The sequence below is a fragment of the Maribacter sp. 4U21 genome, from assembly GCF_002742365.1.
GTDB lineage: Bacteria > Bacteroidota > Bacteroidia > Flavobacteriales > Flavobacteriaceae > Maribacter.
This window is the reverse complement of the sequence record NZ_MDGN01000035.1, coordinates 44,165-65,513: the sequence shown is the minus strand read 5'-3', so window position 1 is coordinate 65,513 and position 21,349 is coordinate 44,165. Positions and strand designations below refer to the sequence as shown.

General features: G+C 41.4%; 11 protein-coding genes and 1 pseudogene. 5 read left to right on the top strand and 7 right to left on the bottom strand.

All coding sequences use genetic code 11. The features are described from left to right. Positions 1-6,814 (bottom strand): annotated as a pseudogene (locus BFP77_RS17295) (T9SS type B sorting domain-containing protein); the annotation flags it as partial. 564 nt (positions 6,815-7,378) lie between these two features. Here BFP77_RS17295 and BFP77_RS07090 point away from each other — a divergent pair. Together BFP77_RS07090 and fsa are read left to right on the top strand one after the other, a co-directional pair. Further along, positions 7,379-9,406, top strand: coding sequence for a transketolase family protein (locus BFP77_RS07090; protein WP_099573346.1), 2,028 nt, complete (start codon positions 7,379-7,381; stop codon positions 9,404-9,406). Between the two features lie 25 nt (positions 9,407-9,431). Continuing rightward, positions 9,432-10,085, top strand: a complete 654-nt coding sequence (gene fsa / locus BFP77_RS07085) for a fructose-6-phosphate aldolase (RefSeq protein WP_099573345.1) — start codon at positions 9,432-9,434, stop codon at positions 10,083-10,085. A gap of 89 nt (positions 10,086-10,174) precedes the next feature. On the opposite strand, the gene BFP77_RS07080 is transcribed toward fsa, so the two are convergent. Together BFP77_RS07080 and BFP77_RS07075 are read right to left on the bottom strand one after the other, a co-directional pair. Further along, the gene (locus tag BFP77_RS07080; RefSeq protein ID WP_099573344.1) at positions 10,175-11,509 is read right to left on the bottom strand and encodes a GntP family permease; all 1,335 of its coding nucleotides are present in this window, start codon (positions 11,507-11,509) and stop codon (positions 10,175-10,177) included. A gap of 152 nt (positions 11,510-11,661) precedes the next feature. After that, positions 11,662-13,824, bottom strand: coding sequence for a thioredoxin domain-containing protein (locus BFP77_RS07075; RefSeq protein WP_099573343.1), 2,163 nt, complete (start codon positions 13,822-13,824; stop codon positions 11,662-11,664). Positions 13,825-13,984: 160 nt separating this feature from the next. Between BFP77_RS07075 and BFP77_RS07070 the strand changes: the two genes are divergently transcribed. The 3 genes from BFP77_RS07070 (at position 13,985) to trxB (ending at position 17,828) form a co-directional block, all read left to right on the top strand. Continuing rightward, a complete protein-coding gene (locus BFP77_RS07070) occupies positions 13,985-15,583 on the top strand; it encodes an arylsulfatase (RefSeq protein ID WP_257212899.1) in 1,599 nt (532 codons plus the stop codon). A gap of 86 nt (positions 15,584-15,669) precedes the next feature. Next, positions 15,670-16,746, top strand: a complete 1,077-nt coding sequence (locus BFP77_RS07065) for a formylglycine-generating enzyme family protein (protein WP_373604818.1) — start codon at positions 15,670-15,672, stop codon at positions 16,744-16,746. Between the two features lie 98 nt (positions 16,747-16,844). Beyond that, positions 16,845-17,828, top strand: a complete 984-nt coding sequence (trxB, locus tag BFP77_RS07060; RefSeq protein ID WP_099573340.1) for a thioredoxin-disulfide reductase — start codon at positions 16,845-16,847, stop codon at positions 17,826-17,828. A gap of 63 nt (positions 17,829-17,891) precedes the next feature. On the opposite strand, the gene BFP77_RS07055 is transcribed toward trxB, so the two are convergent. The 4 genes from BFP77_RS07055 to BFP77_RS07040 all read right to left on the bottom strand — a co-directional run bounded on the left by BFP77_RS07055 (position 17,892) and on the right by BFP77_RS07040 (position 21,339). Next, positions 17,892-18,338: a hypothetical protein gene (locus BFP77_RS07055; RefSeq protein ID WP_099573339.1), complete on the bottom strand. Its 447-nt coding sequence runs from the start codon at positions 18,336-18,338 to the stop codon at positions 17,892-17,894. A gap of 114 nt (positions 18,339-18,452) precedes the next feature. Continuing rightward, complete coding sequence (locus BFP77_RS07050) at positions 18,453-19,505, bottom strand: pyridoxal phosphate-dependent aminotransferase family protein (RefSeq protein ID WP_099573338.1); 1,053 nt, start codon at positions 19,503-19,505, stop codon at positions 18,453-18,455. After that, positions 19,505-20,515: a dipeptide epimerase gene (locus BFP77_RS07045; protein WP_099573337.1), complete on the bottom strand. Its 1,011-nt coding sequence runs from the start codon at positions 20,513-20,515 to the stop codon at positions 19,505-19,507. Before BFP77_RS07045 ends, BFP77_RS07050 begins: the two co-directional genes overlap by 1 nt. 92 nt (positions 20,516-20,607) lie before the next feature. Then, positions 20,608-21,339 carry a head GIN domain-containing protein gene (locus tag BFP77_RS07040; RefSeq protein ID WP_099573336.1) on the bottom strand — a complete coding sequence of 244 codons (732 nt, stop codon included), beginning with the start codon at positions 21,337-21,339 and terminating at the stop codon, positions 20,608-20,610. Positions 21,340-21,349: the final 10 nt, after the last annotated feature.

Here is a 21,349-nt window from a genome sequence, read left to right as displayed (position 1 = left end):
CTACGGTGGCATTAAGATTGGGCTGTATAGTAGTGGATGCTACGGCAGATATACAACCAAATGCATCCGTAACTTCAACATCATAGCTACCGTTGGATAATCCCGTAAATGTATAGGTAACATCCGTTGCAATGGCAGGTGTTCTCCATGGCCCTCCGTCTATTCGAAATTGATATCCTCCATTTCCTGCATTTACAGTGGCAGTAATGCTAGCGTTATTAGAGTCATCGTAACAGGCCGTAGCGGCAAGATCAAAATCTATGATTTCGGGTTCCGTAATGGTCGTGGATACGGTTGAAACCACTTCACATCCTTTTTGATCACGCACTCTTACCACGTAATCTCCAGCAGGAACATTTGGAAAAGTACTATTAGACTGAAATGCTGCAATTATACTCGTAGATGTATCTTCTAACTGATAGGAATATCCAGGCGAACCGCCTGTTGCTGAAGCTTCCAAAGTCCCTCCTGTATTGAAACAGGTGAAATCTGCAGTTTGGCTTAAGGAAGGCACTATTGCTGTTGGTTCGGTCAGTGTGGCAGAAAAATTCACTGAGCAGGAAGTGTCATTTAGTCTACGCACCTCTACGTTGTAGGTACCATCGGCTAAGTTCGCTGTTGTCGTGACCGGTGAAACCAATGAGGAGGACCAAGTTGTTCCGTCCGTACTATATTCGAAACCGGTTGCAGCATCAAAATTGGACACTTCAAATCGTATGGCACCATCAGCAGCACCACTACAACTTGGGTCTGTAGTACCCAGAATACTTGCGGAAAATTCTCTATTGTCCTCGACGACTACGGCAAAGGTTGTTGTTTTCTCGCAAATCTCCGGTAATTGTGTAGCTTGGATATCGTCTAGAATCAGCTCATTTCCATCATCACTTGCTTGGAAACTTCTAAGGACAATAGCAACGTTTGTATTTGCACCGGGATTAAAGATGATCGTTCTGTTATGCCAGTCATCCGCATCGTTGTTCTTAGGTATTTCTGGAAATACAGTACTGTTTATTACAGTGCCGGAACCATCTACTAATTCAATCTGAATTTCCGGGTTATTCCCTGCAGAACCCGTTGAACGTAAATTATAGGCCCAGAGAGAGATTTCTATATCCCTATTGGGAAGCACTTCAATACTATTTCTTTCCCATATGATACTTGAAGTGCCCACCAAATTATTACTTGGGTTTATAGCGAAGAAACGTCCATTCGCCAGTGCAGTATGATCGTTAGGATTTCTATAGGCAGGAATTGGATTTGTAACAATATTAGTCACAGCATATTCTCCATCTACCAATATACCGGCAGGACCTAGATTACATGTAGTTTCGCTTCCGTTCTGAGGTTCATAACAGTAACCGGGACCGACTTCACCGATTTGGGTGGTAGGTCCGGCTCCAAAATTCTCAAAGAAAAGTGTTGTTTGGCCGGGCGTGATACTACTGGAGTATTCCACAGTAATATTTTGGGTTCCCGAGGTGACGTTAGTGAACACATTATTAGCTATCGGAGCATTAGCTGTTCCGTTCATAGCGTAGGTGTACGTAAAATCACTGGTGTTTGATGGGGTCACGGTTATGGTCCCAGCACCATCACATGCATAATCTATGGTATTGTTAAAACTAGGTTCTGCTGCTGCGCTAGGCACGGTTAACGCCATATCGTATTCACAACCCAGAGCATCTCTTACGGTAAATTGATGGTTGCCAGGTAAGAGATTTGTGGTATTCACTGCGCTGAACGTACCACCGTTAATACTATATTCATAAGGTGCTTGACCCCCGTTAGCATTGATGATTTTCACCAATGCACCTGCTGGGTTACATGAAGCGTCTTCTATAATAGTTGTCGATGCGGTTAATCTAAAAGGTTGTACAATTTCATAATCGAAATTTTCAATACATCCGGTTGCCGTAGTCCCGCTGGAATCCATAACCGTGATAGTATAAATACCTGCTGATAAATTGAAGAAAGTATCCGTATTCTGATACGTGGTGCCGCCATCTAAACTGTATTGATAAGGTGCATTTCCTCCAGTTGCGGTGACCGTCAACGATGCCGTAGCACTATCGGCACAAACAATTCCAGAATCTGATGCTGAGATGGTAATGGTGCCCAAATCTTCTACGCGTACACTATTTGAAAGCGCATCACAACCGTTGCCATCTTTGACAATGAACACATAATCGCCTTCTCCATTTGGGTTTCCGGTATCGCCAAAAAGGAAACTTGCCGTTGTCCAAAATTCCGAATCTGGAACGGAGCTTACATCGGTATAGCTGGTTACACCGTCTATACTCCAAATGGCCATTTGGTAGTTAGGGCTCGGTAATCCACCTTCAGGCGTTAAGTTCACAATTCCTGGATTACAGGTAATGTTTTCTGAAGTTACGGCACTTAAAGTAAGTTCCGGTATGGCTGCCACAGTAATATCCCGTGATTCTGAACAACCATCTTGTGTACTGGTCACTACCTTGTAGCTCCCAGGGTTTACGTTCAAAAAAGTATATGTATTATCATTGACGGCAAGTTGGCTCGTTACAAAAGAACCTGCACCCCCATTACTTCCGTCGTCTATAAAGAGCTCGTAGCTATAGTTTGGCAGTGCGTTCAGTGCAGCAATAGATATCGTGCCTAACTCATTACAATCGGCAGGTGTAGTCGTGACATCCACATCGAACAATTGTTTTACAATGCCGATATCTTCAGTTTCAAAAACACAACTATTGGTGATGGGCGTATTGTCAGCAGGGTTCAATTGTGTTATCTGTACCTTGTATGAGCCATTATTGGTAATATCAAAGTTAGGACCATTGTTATCGGAAAAAGGAACTACGATATTGTTCGTTATTGCATCTAACAACTGAAAACCGTAACCTGCTCCTATATTCGTAATTCTAATATTACCGGGAGTATCACATAAAATGTCCGAGGTATCATAGGTTATGGCTAAGTCATTCTTAAAAACATTGAAATAGAAACGACTTACACAACCGTTCAAATAAGTGATGGAAAGTCGGTATTTGCCAGCCGTATCAACGGTATAATCACTTCCCGTACCCACTTGGTTCCAAGTACAACTTAGGTTTCTGTTCAAGCAGTCGTCCGGTTGAGCTGTACAACTCACTTCATCTAACTTTTCCCAGAATAACTGTCCGTCAGAAATATTCATTTGTAAAAGAGCGGTATCCGTAGCACCACATAAGAATATTTCAGGAAATTGAGTGGTTCCATCGGTACAATCGGTAAGAATTTCGCCTTGTATGTTGTTATCGGGATTTACATCACCGTTCACGGAGTTAAAATAGTCTACTATAGGATTGGTTTGGGTGGTTCCAAAACGCTCAACTGTGATACGTTCGGTTAGATCCGGACAGGATCCATTAGATGTTTTTTCTACAATATAATTTCCGACTGCGGTAACCAACAATGTGCTACTATCATTATCGGGGTCTCCATCGTTCATAACGGTGTCACCGCTGTCTATTTGGCCATCATTGTTATTATCCAAAGCCCAAGTATAAGTGGTAAAGCGTGCACCTGCCGATAGAATAACATTGTCTCCGCAGAGTTGTACCGTTCTAGATTGACTACAATTGGCCAAGTCATTAAAGATACTATTGCTCGCAACTTCTGGAGTAGTGGCACAAGGTGATGCCGTTGTACCTCCCGTTTCATCCGAGAAGACCGTAGGATTCAAAATACCCTGATAAGTAGAATATGCCCTATTTTCCAATAGTGAAGAACAAGCGTCTATAAAACTTGAACAATTTAAATCAATAGTAACGGTAATCCGTATACTGTATTCAGGATCACCTACTTCAACCAAATTATCTGGCACTTCGAAATTGATGATTCCGTTAGAGACATCGGGGTCGACTACAGTATTCGGTGCGTTGGTAATGTCGATATTATCTACTGTGATATTATTCGGTAAAACATTTCTGATAACGTAGTTGGTGGCATTATCATCTCCCGTATTCTGAAAACGTAATACATATTCTATAGTTTGGCCTAGACTTACATCATTTCCATTAATATCGGTACCTCCTAAATCTTCCGTGGTATTACCGAGCGCAATGACCGGAGCGAAAACTTGAGCATACGAGGCTGCGTTCACAGAACCGTCAGATGGGTTTACTACGGGTACTCCTGTACCGTATTCACCACCATCTCCACCATCAGCATTTTCATCCTTATAAAATTCGTTGGCATCGGTACAACCATCACCGTCGCGATCAAGATCTAAATGATCAGGAATTCCGTCACTGTCGGTATCACAATTAGCGGTCAGGAAATTTCCGCGCATGTTTGTTGCTCCAACTACTTCTTGACCAATGACTATTGCATTGTTTCCTGATGTATTCCAATTTACAGTACTGGCCGGTGTATCTAAAATCAAGGGTTCAAGAGGTCCGTTGCTCGATTTTGAACCGTAAAGGCTCAATATGCCGATCTCATCAATGACCAGTCTAATAATAGGGGTTGAAGCGCTTCCTGTAATGGTCCAGATGTTAGGGTTTCCGTTTTGTCCATACCCAAACCCGTCTTCAAAACGTACACGGTTCCCAGTACCAGGAATATAGAATTGTATCTCACCGGCTATATCAATGCCGTTTATATTTAAGTTAAACGAGTTATCTAAACGGTAGATATCGTAAACGAGATAATTTTGTGTACTGGTTATAGTTGCGTTAAAAGGATTTCCGCTTGAAATATTTACGTCTAAGGAGTTGCACTCGTCAGTATCGTAAACCCCGTCATTGTCATCATCAATATCGGAGATATCCCTAACACCGTCATTATCAAAATCATTATGGACCACTATCCTTGCAGAAGGCGTGTCCGTTGTTATATTCGCATCTACTTGATCTTGACTATTGGTAGCTGTATTTGTTAAACTCAACAGAGGAAGCGTATCAATTTCATCGGCTTGTACCTCAAGTTCTAAGAACGCTGTTTCTCCACCGTTCAAAGTACCAATATTCCAAGTGTTTCCGCTCCAATTACCAGTTATAGTGAAGTTAGAGATCAGGGATAATCCTGCAGGAATATTATCCGTTATTTGAAGGTTTGTAACCGGACCAACCCCTAGGTTTCTCACTTTTATGGTGAAAGTCGCAGTTTCGCCTTCGGTTATTTCCGATTTGTCCACGGTTTTCTCTACAACAACATCTGGGTCACAATACAAAGCATTGATAGATTGCGAATCATAAGTACAGGGTCCCTTGGTTCCCCTAACGAAAAATTCTCCTGCTCCTGAAGGTGCGTAGTTTGGAGAATTGGCTCCTGGTATCAGCACACCGTCTTCAAACCATTGATAGGCATCAAAATTTCCGGTAGCCTCGAAGATTTCCGATCCCACAAAACAACCTGATGCTCCTCTTATTTCTAAAGTGACTTCTGGCACGGTATCGAAACCGGAAAAATAACCGGCAACACCTCTTGCTCCATTGTGCCCAAAGAAGCCCACCGCCATTGGACCTGTTGATTGTACACTTACATTGCCATTAAGATTGGGAATGTAAAAAGTTTTCCAATCCGTTGAACCCGCTACTGCATTTGATGTAGGCAGCGCAACCGGTCCGTTTCCATCAGTAACGGAAATATTTGCATCCGGCGTATTTACCGCTGCTATAATTGTGAGTCCTCCACTCACGTTTGTCCCTGCCATATTTCTAATGTCCGGAATATTGTCCATGACGTCCGGTAGTAAACAGTTAACAGGAGCAACAAAATTTAATCCTGCTGTTTGGGCACCATTAGATCCAGCTAAACATTGGTATGTGTAAACATCCTTTGAGGTTTGAATGAGCATATTTGCGCCACTATTATTTGATGAATAAAAGCCACTTGGGACTTGAAAATATTCACCATTATTTATAGTGGCTAATGGAGTGGTAGAACCGTTAACAAAGATTTGAGTGTTGTCAGCTATGGCGATGATCAGCGGAAATTCCGTCCAACCATTAGGATTGCCATTACCTCTTACCAGAACATATTCCTTACCTAACCGATTCTCCGGTACGGGTTGATCCATACCTGCGTCTCTATTAGTATTGTTTACCTGTCTACCAAAGTTCATTGCCCCGTTACTTATGACAATGTTTTTGTCAGCAACTATGGATGCTCCTATCCAGCCGTCTTCATGTGCTTGTGTTGGGGTATTGCCAATATAAGTTTCATATACAAAAGATTCATTGGCATTAAGTGTAATTTGATGTGAGTTTGCCGTAATCCCAGCTCTGTTGTTGCCTACTCTAAATTCACAGCCAGGGTCGTATCCAAAGAGATCAATGGTTGTATTATCCTCGGTAGCCATAATACCTAAGGTATTTGATTTGGAGGTATGCCTCCCTAAATTAGGAACACCGCCCCATTTAAAACGCGTTCCCATGGCCATCCTACCTTTTGAGGTCAGGGATGCGGATTGGTTTTGACTACTCCCGCGATAGTTTACATAAAAACGGTTACCGCTGGGCGCTTCAAAACGCAGTCCGCTATTGTTCAACACAACACCGGTATTGGCATTGTTTACTAGGATAATATTGTTATCCCCATTGGACATATTAAAAACAGCGGGGTTTACATTGGAAATATTGAATGTTGCAATGGGTGTATTGTTGGTGCCTCTGTAAGCATTTACGGTAAAAGCCACTGGCTCGGGCGTGGAGAGGTATACGGCCTGTTCTCTTATACCTCCGTTATTTTGACCCTGTTTCATCGGAGGGAGGTAATGAAGGTCACTTAACTGTGCTTTAATAGAAAAACTAAACCCGATGGCAAGAATAAAAAATAGTAACTTTTGGTTCATTAAGGTGGTATTTTAAAAGCGGGGTGTTTAACCCAAGTCCAAAAAAAGAATAATCACCATTAGTTTACAATTATTTGTTGTCAAATGCCATTAAGGTGTTGGTAATACACAAAATGTTGTGATTTGGTCTATAACTCTTAATGAATTGCAGGGCTAGAATGAGTTTTTGTTCCACCCTGGAATAGTAAAAAAAGGGAATAGTTCATTCATTATTTTAGCACCTTTCAGACCTGAATTTTTATGAATTAATATTATGGAAAAGCCTATATTTTCATCCATTCTAGAAGTGCGATGAATGCGAAATTCACGGGCTGATTTTATTTAAGATAACCTATATGGCAGAGCAAAAACTAGTATTTGTTATGTCGTGTGAAATTAGTTCCTACTGCCCTTTCGGCAGAAACACCTAAGCGCAATCGGTAAATGGTTTTAAACGACAAGGAAGAACGGCACTTCAAATTGAATTTAAATTTTCAATAGCGTGATAAATCAGGTATATTTGAAACTGAATTTCATCAGGAGAGATATTCAATTTTCACATTAAAAATTAAGTAATTTCATAGAATGAACAAGGAATTAGATCAACTAGCCGCAGATAATATCAGAGCCTTGGCCATAGCCATGGTAGAAAAAGCTAAATCTGGACATCCGGGAGGTCCAATGGGTGGAGCGGATTATATGCATATTCTGTACTCAGAATTTTTCAATTATGACCCATCTGATATGCATTGGCCTTTTAGGGACCGCTTTTTTATGGATGCCGGTCATTTGTCCTCTTTGATGTATGCCCAGTATTATCTGCTCGGTAATTTCAAGAAAGATGATATTGCTAATTTTAGACAATGGGGTTCCGTTACTCCGGGACATCCAGAAGTGGATGTTGCCAGGGGAATCGAAAATACTTCTGGACCGCTTGGACAAGGACATACCATGGGAGTCGGAGCTGCCATAGCGGCAAAATTTCTAAAGGCTCGTTTTGGCGATTGGATGAACCATAAGGTTTATGGTTTTATTTCCGATGGTGGCGTCCAAGAAGAAATATCTCAAGGAGCAGGAAGAATTGCGGGCCATTTAGGTTTGAACAATTTTATTATGTTCTACGATTCCAATGACGTTCAGTTATCTTCAAAAACAGATGAGGTAACTTCGGAGGATACGGCAAAAAAATATGAAGCTTGGGGATGGAAAGTAGTGACTATTGATGGTCATGACCATGAGCAGATCAGGAAAGCGCTTAAGGACGCCAATGCGGAAACTGAAAAGCCAACTCTGATAATTGGAGAAACCATTATGGGGAAAGGTTGTGTAACCGCGGATGGTGAAATGTACGAAGGTTATACCGAACTTCATGGGAAACCTATTGGGGATACCGGAGCCGATTATGAGAAGACCATGGACAGCCTCGGTGCCGATGTGAACAATCCTTTTGATATCTACGCTAAGGTCTCCGATTTTTATAACGGCGTTAAGGATGCTAAAAAGAAAGCTGCAGATGCTAAGAAAGCTGAAATACAGTCTTGGAGAAACGACAATGAAAAATTAGCTTCCAAACTAGATATGTTCCTTTCAGGAGATTTACCGGATTTGGATTTTGATAGCATAGAACATAAAGGCGGATTGGCTACGAGAGCGGCCTCCTCGAATGTTCTTGGATATTTAGCGGAAAACGTTGAGAACATGATCGTTTCCTCTGCGGATTTATCCAACAGTGATAAAACGGACGGTTTCCTTAAAAAGACCACAGTGCTTAAAAAGGGGGATTTCTCAGGCGCCTTTTTGCAGGCAGGTGTTGCGGAACTCACTATGGCCACTATAGCCAACGGTATTGCGTTACATGGCGGAATTATCCCCGTAGTCGCTACATTCTTTGTGTTCTCTGACTATATGAAACCCGCGATACGATTAAGTTGTATACAAGAACTTCCCGTTAAATTCGTATGGACACATGACGCTTTTAGGGTAGGGGAAGACGGACCTACACACCAGCCCGTTGAGCAAGAAGCGCAAATACGCTTATTGGAAAAATTAAAGAACCATAGTCACGTACAAAGTTTTGTAGCTTTAAGACCGGCAGATTCCCAAGAGACCAATGTGGCTTGGAAAATGGCGATGGAGAATTCAAAAACTCCAACGGGTTTAATTCTTTCTAGACAGGGTATTCAGGATATACCCTCCAAAAGTAACCGATATGAAGATGCCCTGGGTGCAGAAAAAGGAGGCTATTTGGTACAAGAAGTAGCTGACCCGGACGTAGTTCTTATCGCAAACGGTTCTGAGGTCGCTACCTTAGTTGACGCGACAAAACTGCTCGAGGAGAAAGACGGACTTAAAGTGAATATCGCCTCAATCCCTTCCGAGGGAATCTTTAGACAGCAGACAAAAGCATATCAGGAAAAGGTAATACCTTCCGACAAACCTATTTTTGGTTTGACTGCTGGCCTACCGGTAAATTTACAAGGTTTGGCAGGACCCAATGGTAACGTGTTCGGTCTAGAACATTTCGGATACTCCGCTCCGGCGAAAGTCTTGGATGAAAAGTTCGGTTTCACGGGAGAACAAGTTTACCAACAAGTAACGGAGTTTTTAAAATAATTGAATCAATTTAAAAAGATAACAAATGAAATTTTTTATAGATACTGCAAATATAGAGGACATTAAGGAAGCCCAAGATATGGGTGTTTTAGATGGCGTAACAACAAACCCTTCGCTTATGGCGAAGGAAGGGATTACCGGTGCGGATAATATTTTAGAGCATTACAAGAAAATATGTGGCGTGGTGGATGGGCACGTTAGTGCGGAAGTTATCTCCACAGATTTCGAGGGTATGGTCGCTGAAGGTGAAAAATTAGCTGCACTGAATCCACAGATCGTTGTGAAACTTCCAATGATTGCGGATGGGGTGAAAGCTTGTAAATATTTTTCCGATAAGGGTATCAAGACAAATGTAACCTTAGTGTTTTCTGCGGGACAAGCGCTATTGGCTGCTAAAGCCGGGGCAACCTATGTTTCTCCTTTTATTGGAAGATTGGATGATATTTCTACGGACGGATTAGGTTTGATTGCCGATATCCGTTTAATTTATGACAACTACGGTTTTGAGACGGAAATACTAGCGGCTTCCGTTAGGCACGTCATGCATATTTTGGATTGTGCGAAGATAGGTGCAGATGTAATGACCGGTCCTTTATCCGCAATAAAAGGATTATTGAAACACCCCCTTACGGATAGTGGTCTGGCTAAGTTTTTGGAAGACTACAAGAAAGGGAATTAATCTTTAGATAGGAAAATACCCTTTTAATGATTTATAAAACGCTCACTTCTATAAGTGAGCGTTTTGTATTTATAGCACCCTCTACGCTATTATAAAGCAAGCGATAGCATAAAAATTAATAGGGCACAGGACAGCCCTACGGCAAAAGTTCCTAGGCTATATAGTTTGTAGCCGGTTTTAACGTCCATTCCCGTTAGTTGTGTTACCACCCAAAAAGCACTATCGTTGGCGTGGGAGACTACGAGTCCGCCTGCACCTATGGTTACGACCAAAAGCGCTTTTTGAAGTTCCGTATCAAAGCCCATGGAGCTCATTAACGGGGCCATGATAGAGGCCGAAGTAATCAAAGCTACCGTAGAAGAACCCTGTGCGGATTTTATTGAAGCGGTTAAGAGAAAAGGCAACCATATGCCCATACTTATGCCGTCAAATAAATCGGCTATCACAGCACCGATACCTGAATTTTGCAGAATTTTTCCAAAAATACCGCCAGCTCCCGTAATCAAAAGTATCGTTGAGGCACTTAGAAAAGCCTTGCCTACCCAACCAGATTCGGAAAATAAGGATTGATTTAATTTCTTGGGTAAAGTAAAAGCCAATAACATACCAATAATCAAGGCTATAAGCGGGGAGCCAACAAAGGAAATGAGTTGAAACAGAAATGAGCTGGTCATGGCTTCGTTGGCAAAAAAGGTTATTAAGGATTTCCCAACTATCAATAGGATAGGAACCAAAATTGGAAGAAAGGACCTGAAGGCATTCGGTGCTTCTGCCATCTTTTTTTCAATATCGGCCTCTGAAAGTTCAGGATTAGGGTCTATATAGGTCTTGCCAGCTATTTTTTTAGAAAAGATAATAGCTACGATAAGCCCAAAGAGACTTATGCCCAAACCTAGGAGCATAACGAGACCGATATCCGCTTCTAAGATACCGGCGGCAGCAATGGGACCCGGTGTAGGAGGTACAAGAACGTGGGTAAGCATTAGACCTAGCATAAGCGCAACACCTGTGCCCGCTATAGAGAGTTTGGATTTTTTGGAAAGGGATTTATTCAAGGGGTTTAGAATTATAAAACCACTGTCGGCAAAAACGGGGATGGAGACGATATAGCCAATAATACCCATCGCCGCATGAACATTTTTTCTTCCAATGAGATGTAAGACCACTGCTGCCATTTTATAAGCACCCCCTGTATTTTCTAAAAAAGCACCAATAACCACACCAAGCAATATGACCAATCCTATTTTACCCAAAGTACCACCAAAACCCTCTTCAATGGAAGAAAGTATAAGGTCGAACGGCATGCCCGTAGTCAATGCGAAAAAAAAAGAGGCCAGCAAAAGGGCCAAAAACGGATGCACGTTTAATTTGGCGGTCAGTAAGATAATCAAGGCAACACTTGCCACTAACAGTATTAAAATCATTTTCCTTCTTTTTTAACTTAAGTTGTTTGGGCTAGGGATTTAAACCTTCAAAAATTTTTTGCCACGAACCTTTTAAAAATAAGGAACTTATGCTAAACAATAAAAAGGCGAAATCAACTTATAAGACTGCTATTGGTATTACTATTTTAATGCTAATGCAATCCACCAAAATCTAAAGTCTGTGTTTGCAAATAGGTATTTGTTGGGTCTAGAATACGAAGTGCTTCCGGGATTGTTTTTACAGGTAATTTACAAGTATTATCACGACATACATATATGTAGGTACCATCTTCAGAAAACCTGCCTTCAAAAAGGGCAAAATCACTTTCCGTAGTGCTGCCTACCAAAAGTATATTGGGAACATAAGTAGCACCCATTTTTTTAATCATACTTTCTGCATCTTTACCCACTACCGCAACCTCATAGAAAGGATAGGACATGTTTAAAAGAAGCGAATTCCATTTTGCATAGGAGTAAGGCGTTTCCTTTGAAACTTCCACCATAGATGAAACCATGGTTTTTGCCTTTTTCATATCCTCTTGGTTATAGCGTATATGCCCAAGTTGAAAGAGGTTATGCGCCATAATAGCATTGGAAGATGGGATGACGCCATCGTCTGTTTTTATTAATTTGGCTATCAATTTATCTCCTTGATTATACGTATACATCCCAGATGAGGCATCATTAAATTTATCCTGAGCCTTTCGTGTCAGTTCTTGGGCAAGGGATAAATGTTGTGTGTTTAACGTAGTACTGTAGAGATTCAATGCGGCATTAGCCAGTAGACTATAATCTTCTAGGAAAGCATCGATATGCTTGCTATCTTTTTTGTAAGAATGCCCAAGTTCGTTGTTTTTATAGCCATGTGTTTGAATAAATTGTAGAATGTGTTCCGCATGGTCCAATAAAGAAGTAGTTCCTATGGCAGTATAAGCATTTAGGTAACCATTGATTAAAAGCGCATTCCAAGAGGTCAGAATTTTATCATCGGTCCTAGGGCGGGTCCTTTTTTTCCTTGCCTCCATCAATGTTGCTTTCCAATTGGACTTCAGGTCTTCTAGTTCTGATTTGGATACGGAATTCGTCTCTAGGAATTGGGTGTCGTCCATAAGTCTATGAAGCACATAATTACCGTTTTCCCAAACAGCCTGTTCTTCAATAGTGTAATAGGCGGCAAAAAGTTTAAAATCACTACCCAAAATCGATTTTAGCTCCGTTTCGGTCCAGACATAGAACTTACCTTCTTCTCCCTCGCTATCCGCGTCCAAAGCGGCATAATAACCGCCTTTTGGATTCTTCATTTCACGTTCAAGAAATTCGATGGTCCCCAAGATAACTTCTTTGTATAGAGGTTTTTTGAAAACCTGATAGGCTTTTGAGTATAAGCTTAAGGCTTGCGCATTATCGTATAACATTTTTTCAAAATGCGGCACTTTCCATCTAGCATCCGTGCTGTAACGGAAAAATCCACCACCAATGTGATCATAAATTCCACCAAGTGCCATTTTGTCCAAGGTTCGCTCAACATGTTTCAAAGCGGCTTCATCTTTTGTGAGCAATGCGTAATCTATAAGAAAATTCAAATTAGAAGGGAGCATAAATTTTTCGTCCCTAGTATCTCCACCCCAAACTTCGTCCCACAAAGGCTTCCAGTTTGCTATACCTTCAAAAACTGCTTCTTTTTTGAGTTGGGTAAAATCATCTGAGGGAGCTATGAGATTTACTTCTTGAATACCCTCCGCAACCATATCTGAATATTGCGCGGCCTTATCAGGGTCTTCCTTATAGAGTCTGCTTATCTCCGTAAGGACTTTTTTCCATTGCTCTTTGGTGTGGTAGGTACCACCGTATAACGGTTTGCCATTTGGAAGGGTGATTACGTTTAGGGGCCACCCTCCGTTCCCTTTCATTAGTTGAACGGCCGTCATGTAAATCTGGTCCACATCTGGGCGTTCTTCACGGTCTACCTTAATATTCACAAAATTCTCGTTCATTATTTGGGCGATGGAATCGTTTTCAAAAGTCTCTTCTTCCATTACATGACACCAATGGCAAGATGAATAACCAATACTTACCAGAACAAGCTTATTTTTTTCTTTGGCTTCATCCAGTGCATCTTGGCTCCAAGCCCTCCAATCCACGGGATTATGGGCATGCTGAAGCAAGTATGGGCTCGTTTCGTTGATTAGTGCATTGGTGTATTTATGTTTTGATGCTTCTTCTTTGGATTCATTTTTACAAGAGGCGAGGGTGGTTAGAAGAACAAGGGCAATTTCTAAATAACGAGAAACTTCGGGGATAAAATAATTGAACATCTTGCGTGTATCTAAATTAGTGTTAAGGTAAACAGACGTAATTTTCTGCTAACTTTAGCTAGCGTAATTTACTCATTTTATGAATTTTACTAAGGTCTTTTTTAGCATATTCATTATCTTTTAAAACTATAGCATATAAGTAACTCAAGATTAAAAATTTATGAAGAACAGGTCCTATGATTTTTTAATGGTAAAAGACTACTTGCTCCTAGTTTTTATTGCGCTACTGCTTGCTTCTTGTGGAGCGAAGACGAAGGAAAAAGAAGCTACTAAAATCACGAGGCCAAACATTATTTATATCCTTGCGGATGATTTGGGCTATGGTGAAATAGGTGTTTTTGGTCAAGAAAAAATTGAAACACCTCATATTGATGCGCTAGCTAATGAAGGTATGATTTTTACGCAGCACTATACCAGCGCCCCGGTATGTGCGCCCGCCAGATACATGTTTTTAACGGGAAAACACGCTGGTCATTCCTTTATCCGTGGTAACCATGAGTGGCGAGAGCGCGGAGATGTTTGGAATTATAAGGCAATGGCACAGGATTCTACCTTAGAAGGCCAGCATCCCATGCCTTTGGATACCAAGACCCTTGCACATTACTTGAAGGATATAGGCTATACAACCGGTATGATTGGTAAATGGGGTTTGGGTGCTCCGCATACTAAATCTATCCCCAATGAAATGGGATTTGACTTTTTCTACGGTTACAATGGTCAGAGACAAGCGCATACTTATTATCCGTTGCATCTTTACAAGAATAGAAAACGTGTTCATCTGGCGAACTATACCATTGCTCCCCACACACCATTTCCAGAAGGTGCAAACCCCGAGGACCCTGCAAGCTATGCTGATTTTACACTTACGGATTACGCACCCGATTTAATGTTCAACGAGCTATCGCAGTTTGTAGCACGTAACAAAGCAGCTCCTTTTTTCATGTATTGGGCAACTCCAATTCCGCATGTTGCGCTGCAGGCACCTCAAAAGTGGGTTGATTATTATATAGATAAGTTTGGACCAGAGGTTCCTTATCTCTCTGGTGGTAAGAACAGCTATTTTTCTCATAAAAATCCACATGCGGCCTATGCGGCTATGGTATCCTATTTAGATGAAAATATTGGGAAGTTGGTGGAGCAGTTAAAAAAAGAGGGTATTTATAACAATACGCTTATCGTTTTTACCTCGGACAACGGACCCAGTTATGCTGGGGGTGCTGATCCTACGTTTTTTGATAGCGCTAAACCTTTTGATGGGGGTTACGGAAGAGGGAAGGGGTTTGTTTACGAAGGAGGTATCAGGGTCCCGACATTTTTTACGTGGCCCAATAAAATAAAGGCAAACACCAAAAGCGACCATATTTCCGCTCACTATGATATGATGGCGACCTTAGCGGACATTACGGGTTTTAAACCTGGTAAGGAAACGGATGGCATTAGTTTTCTGCCCACCTTACTATCCGAAGAAAATCAAACAAAACATGATTTCTTGTATTGGGAGTTTCCGGAATATGATGGACAAATAGCCATCCGAATGGGAGATTTTAAGGTGGTTCGTCAGCATCTAAAAAACCCTGAAAAAGCGACTATTGAGTTATACGATTTGGTGAATGACCCACAAGAGCTAAAGAATATTTCGGAAGCGCATCCTGAACTATTGGAGAAAGCTGCTGCTATTTTTAAAAAAGAGCATACCAAGGCAGAAGCGGATAGATTTGTAATACCGCTATTGGAGACGGGATTTTTAAGTAAAAAATAGGGTAACTTTACCTTTTAATTACCGTACATATGAAAATACGTTTCTTAGTTCCAAGCTTACTTTGTTTGTGTATTACAGCACTTTTTTTGAGCTGTAAAGAAGATAGGGCTGGTAAAGAGGCCGAAAAAGCATTCACAAAGAAAGAGGCAAAGCCAGAAGTACTTACGCCGCTTTTAGTGGAACAACCGGACGGAGTAAGGACTCCCGATGGTATGATTTGGGTCTCCGGGGGTGAATTTCAACAGGGAGCCGTACCACAGGATAAAATGGCCATGGCGCATGAAAAGCCGGCCGTTAAGGTATCTGTAGATGGCTTTTTCATGGATATCACAGAGGTAACCAACGAACAGTTTAGAAAATTTGTAGAAGAAACGGGGTATATTACCATAGCTGAAAGGGCAATTGATTGGGAAGAATTGAAAAAGCAAGTTCCTGAGGGTACCGAGAAACCCCACGATTCCATCTTGCAGCCGGGAGCATTAACTTTCAGGAAGACCGAAAGCTCCCTACCCAATCTTTACGATTTTTCGCAATGGTGGAAATGGACCATAGGAGCAAATTGGAAGCATCCGAACGGACCTAAAAGTGATATAAAAGGAAAGGACAACTATCCCGTAGTGCAAGTTTCCTTTGAAGATGCCTTGGCCTATTGTGAATGGGCTGGTCGTAGGCTCCCAACCGAGGCGGAATGGGAGTTGGCCGCTAGAGCTGGTAGTTATGGCACAACCTATTTTTGGGGAGACGACGCGACCGAACTTTCCAAAAGGGCAAATACTTGGGAGGGCGAGTTTCCTGTCAAGAATACCGAGTTAGATGGCTATGAGCTGCGTGCTCCCGTAAAATCCTATGCGCCCAATGCCTTAGGTCTTTACGATATGGCTGGCAATGTATGGGAGTGGACGAGTGATTGGTACAATACAAATTATTATAAAGATATGGCCGTTACATCCAGTGTTTTAAGAAATCCACTTGGTGCTGCGAGTCCGTTTACACCGAATAATCCGTACGCCAAGGAAAAGATCATTAAAGGCGGTTCTTTTTTATGTAGTGATTCCTATTGCGCTAGTTATAGAGTTTCAGCCAGAATGGGTTCCAGTATGGATTCTTCCCTGGAACATACAGGTTTCAGGACGGTAGCTTCGGTTGCCATGCTTAAGAATTGAAAAATTAAGTTTATCATAAACTGTTGATAACTTCACTGTAAGGTTTTTGCACAAAAACCTACTTTTGTACTGTATAATTTGAAAGAAATTTAAAGACCATGTCGGATAAAGTAGAACGAGTAAAAACCTTAATAATAGGATCAGGACCCGCGGGATATACTGCGGCCATATATGCTGCTAGAGCAGATTTAAAACCAGTAATGTATACGGGAATGGAACCAGGTGGACAATTGACCACTACGACCGAGGTAGATAATTTTCCGGGTTACCCAGAAGGTATCGATGGTCCTACGATGATGGTTCAATTACAACAACAGGCGGAGCGTTTTGGAACAGAGGTACGTATTGGTATGATAACTGCGGTGGAATTAAGTAAGGAAGTCGGCGGAATACATAAGGTTACTGCAGATAACGATAAAATTATTGAAGCGGAAACCATTATTATTTCCACAGGTGCAAGCGCAAAGTATTTGAACATTCCAAGTGAACAAAAGTTACGAGGTGGTGGAGTTTCCGCATGTGCCGTGTGTGACGGATTCTTTTATAAAGGACAAGATGTGGCCATTGTTGGAGCAGGGGATACGGCCGCCGAAGAGGCGTCTTACTTGGCCAATATTTGTAATAAAGTGACCATGTTGGTAAGAAAGGACCATATGAGGGCATCCAAAGCCATGCAACATAGGGTAAATAGTCTCAAAAATATCGAGGTGCGTTACAATACCGAAGTTGATGAGGTTTTGGGCGATCAAGTAGTAGAAGGTTTACGGATGGTGAACAACCAAACAGGAGAAAAGGAAGATATCGCAATTACCGGACTGTTCATAGCCATTGGTCACAAACCGAATACAGATATCTTTAAGGGGCAATTGGATATGGACGAAACGGGTTATCTGATTACAAAGGGTAAATCTACCAAAACCAACTTACCGGGAGTATTTGCTTCGGGTGATGCGCAGGATAAGGAATATAGGCAAGCGGTAACGGCAGCAGGAACAGGTTGTATGGCAGCTCTTGATGCGGAGCGGTACTTAGCGAGCATTGGCTCGGTAGAAGAAGCGATAGCGGACGATTACAATATATAATCTGATTGGAGTAACAATAAAAAAAGTGGCTACTAAGCCGCTTTTTTTATTGTTAAACTTTCATTAGTCAATTCTTCTATAATTCTCTGCAAAGGTTCTATTCCCCTCATCGTCCAATGAAATTTGACTGTACCGGTCACTATCAAGGATCAACTCAAAAGTGAAGACCTGAACGGTATCTTGAATCCCCATCATTACGGCGGAACCATATTCCAACCGCTCCTCTAATTCATTTTCCGTATTGGTGTAAGACCCATAGCCGAACCATTCAGCGGGATCATCAGGGGCATAACGCGTCCACATGACCTTACCTTTACTATAAATTTTGATCTGTCTGTATCCATTAACGTTTTGAAGTGTGTCCGATACACCCGATTCGTCGTAATTGTATCGGTTAATAAGTTCCCAGGTGCCCTCTAAGGAAGAGGCGCTTTGTAGCTTTGAAGAAGTGATATTGGTTGCGGATACCAATAACAACATCAAAAAAACCAATCCAAGTAATTTTTTCATGGCTATCTATTTTAATGGTTATTAATACCATAAAAGATACGATTTAAAAAGTTAAATTCATAAAAAATACACCTAATAATTACGGATTAAATAAATATTTGATTAAAATTTTATTTATTCGTAATCAAAGCTGTTCAGTAGCTGTATTAATTTTTTTAAATCGTCCTTGGTATGGTTTGCTGAAATAACTATTCTGCTCATAGTTTCCGAGTCTTCGTTCGGGTATTTGAAATCAGTAACAATGATTTTATTTTCAAATAAATAATCAACAAGGGCCAGGTTTTGGAAAGAAATGGTGGGATGCCCCTCCATGTATCGTAATTTTTTATTGCGCACTAAATGTTGAAGAAAAAATGCTAAGTTTTCCTGCAGCTTGTTTCTTCTATCTTCATAAATGGTATCTGCCTTAAGTAATGTCGCCATTGCAGCAGGACTAGCAGGACTAGAACCACCATACAAAGGAGACTTCTTCAAAACTTCCAAGTCTTCTTTTTTTCCGAAAATAGCTCCGGCCTGTAGGCCAAATCCTTTTCCTAAAGAACAACAGACAAATAGTTTTTTAGCCCCGAGCCTATTGAGGGTCTGGTAAACGCCTCCGCCATTGGACCCAAGTATTCCTATGCCATGAGAATCGTCCACTACCAAAATAAGTTTGCCCAAAGGCAAATTCTTTAAACCCTGGAAATCAGGAAAATTTCCTCCCGAAAAGTCTATGGAATCCAGAAATAGTACTGGGGTTGCTTTATTGGTACTTTTCAAATGGCTCTCTAAGGCGAAATTGAGACTGGCGTAAGTAACATAGCTTTTGGACGCTTTTCGGAAAAGTGCGGAGTGGGTATGTGGTACATAAAAAAGTTTATGTTTTTGTGCTTGCATGAACCCCGAAAGGAATTGGCCTGCCAAATAACCGGAAGAGAGGGTAATACACGATTCACTACCTGCTAATCTTGCTAAATGTCTTTCCGCCTCATCGAAAACTGAAAATTGAACGTTAGATTTTCTTGAGGCCCCATAATTGGTTCCGTAGTTTCGGATGTGTTTGATGAACAATTCTTGAAACTCGGGTAAGTCCTGTAATCCTAGATAAGATGTTCCGCCAAAATATAGGTAAGGGTTACCTTTAACATACACTTCACGTCCTGGAAAAGAATCTATCTGGATAGCCATTATACTAGGGTTACACCGCTACCACCTAATTTAGGGAATATTACCGTAGCATCCGATGCAATTTGCACACCGTGGGCAATATCTTCTTTTAGAAGCAGGGCACCGTCCATATCTACATAATCTAACTGAGGTAATAATTGAGCAATCGCGGATATACCTACGGTAGACTCCGTCATACAACCCACCATAATCTTAAGCCCCAGTTCTTTTCCTTGTTTGATCATCCGTAGGGCAGGGGTCAAGCCCCCGCATTTAGTGAGCTTAATATTGATGCCACTAAAATGTAAACCGCATTTTTCAACATCTGTTCCTAGAATACAGCTTTCGTCTGCAATGACGGGTAAAACACTATGATGCATTACTAGTTCCATACCTTGCCAATCGTCTGCCTTTAGGGGTTGCTCTAAAAATTCTACCCCCAAATCTTTAAGTAAGGGTGCATTTTTAATGGTTTCCTCAGGGGTCCATGCGCAATTGGCATCAATCCGAAATACGGCGTCCGTATGGGCTCTTAGTTCTTTTACGATAGCGACATCATCTTCTGTACCGAGCTTTATTTTATAAATGGGCCAAGGAAATTCTTTCATTTTCTCCACCATCTTGGCTATGGAGGCTATTCCTATGGTATAGTTCGTTGTCGGATAGGAATCCGTACTTGTACCCCAAATTTTATGAAGCGGTCTTTGTAGCAGTTTACCATAGAGATCATGAGCGGCCAAATCTAGCGCGCAGATGGCGAAATTTGTTAGTCCTTTGGAAAGTAAAAAGGCATGGAATATTTCAGGCGTCGTGAATTTAAAGCTATTAATTTCTGTTTGTATCCCTTCAATTTCGACCATCATACTTTCTACCGAAACATTGTAGTAAGGATTGGCGGTCGCTTCACCATACCCAGTTTGTCCGTTCAGTGTTAGACCAACGATCAAGGTGTTTTGGTGATCATGGGATTCCCTAGAGATACTAAAAGTGTGCTTTAAGGAAAGCACGTATTTTTTAAGGCTGATTTGCATACTACTAATATAGTAATAAGCCTTAGGGGATAACACCAAAACCCGCTGATATTTCAGCGGGTTTTGGTGTATTTTAATTTAATCTTAGGTATTTAGTACTTGTGTACGCTACCGGAAACCGATTTATTCTTTTTAACCGTTGCCTCACCGGCATACGAAATATTTCCACCGCTACTAGCGTCCGCCGTTAATGCTTCGGATACATGAACACTGACATTAGAGCCGCTACTGGCTTCTGCTCTACATTCCTGCGCCATCAGGTTTTTAGCTCTAATATTGGCACCACTGCTACCATCCACATAGACTTCTTTCGCTTTTCCGGAAACATCAACATTGGCACCACTACTGGCATCCAATTCCAATTCCGTGGCATCTATTTCCGCTGTAAGAATAGACCCGCTACTGGACTCGATACTCAATTCATTACTCTTAATAGTATTCTGGGCCGTTAAATGTGCCCCGCTAGAACTTTCCAGACCAGTAACGTTGGGCAGTGATACGAAAACCTTTTTTGTAGCCCTACCAATATTTTCAATGGCATGGATTCTCAATTTACCATTTTTAATATCCGTTCCAATAAGGTCGATTACATTTTCGTCCGCCTCTACCGAAATGGAGAAATCACTTGCCTGCGTAATATATACCTCTATGCCTTCTGATGCGGAAACGTTCGTAAAATCATCTGTAATATCTCTATTTTCCTCGACGACTACGCCGTTTCCTTTTTTTCCGGTACCGAAGTCCCCGAAGTTAACGTCAAAGGCACAGGATGATAGGAATAGTGCCAAAAATAATGCGATTGAAATTCTAACTAGTGTTGTCATGATTTTTGTT

What these genes read in the sequence shown, in the direction of transcription:
- BFP77_RS07090 (WP_099573346.1), top strand. Translation starts at nt 7,379, where the DNA reads ATGAACAAGGAATTAGATCAACTAGCCGCAGATAATATCAGAGCCTTG.
- fsa (WP_099573345.1), top strand. Translation starts at nt 9,432, where the DNA reads ATGAAATTTTTTATAGATACTGCAAATATAGAGGACATTAAGGAAGCC.
- BFP77_RS07080 (WP_099573344.1), bottom strand. Translation starts at nt 11,509, where the DNA reads ATGATTTTAATACTGTTAGTGGCAAGTGTTGCCTTGATTATCTTACTG.
- BFP77_RS07075 (WP_099573343.1), bottom strand. Translation starts at nt 13,824, where the DNA reads ATGTTCAATTATTTTATCCCCGAAGTTTCTCGTTATTTAGAAATTGCC.
- BFP77_RS07070 (WP_257212899.1), top strand. Translation starts at nt 13,985, where the DNA reads ATGAAGAACAGGTCCTATGATTTTTTAATGGTAAAAGACTACTTGCTC.
- trxB (WP_099573340.1), top strand. Translation starts at nt 16,845, where the DNA reads ATGTCGGATAAAGTAGAACGAGTAAAAACCTTAATAATAGGATCAGGA.
- BFP77_RS07055 (WP_099573339.1), bottom strand. Translation starts at nt 18,338, where the DNA reads ATGAAAAAATTACTTGGATTGGTTTTTTTGATGTTGTTATTGGTATCC.
- BFP77_RS07050 (WP_099573338.1), bottom strand. Translation starts at nt 19,505, where the DNA reads ATGGCTATCCAGATAGATTCTTTTCCAGGACGTGAAGTGTATGTTAAA.
- BFP77_RS07045 (WP_099573337.1), bottom strand. Translation starts at nt 20,515, where the DNA reads ATGCAAATCAGCCTTAAAAAATACGTGCTTTCCTTAAAGCACACTTTT.
- BFP77_RS07040 (WP_099573336.1), bottom strand. Translation starts at nt 21,339, where the DNA reads ATGACAACACTAGTTAGAATTTCAATCGCATTATTTTTGGCACTATTC.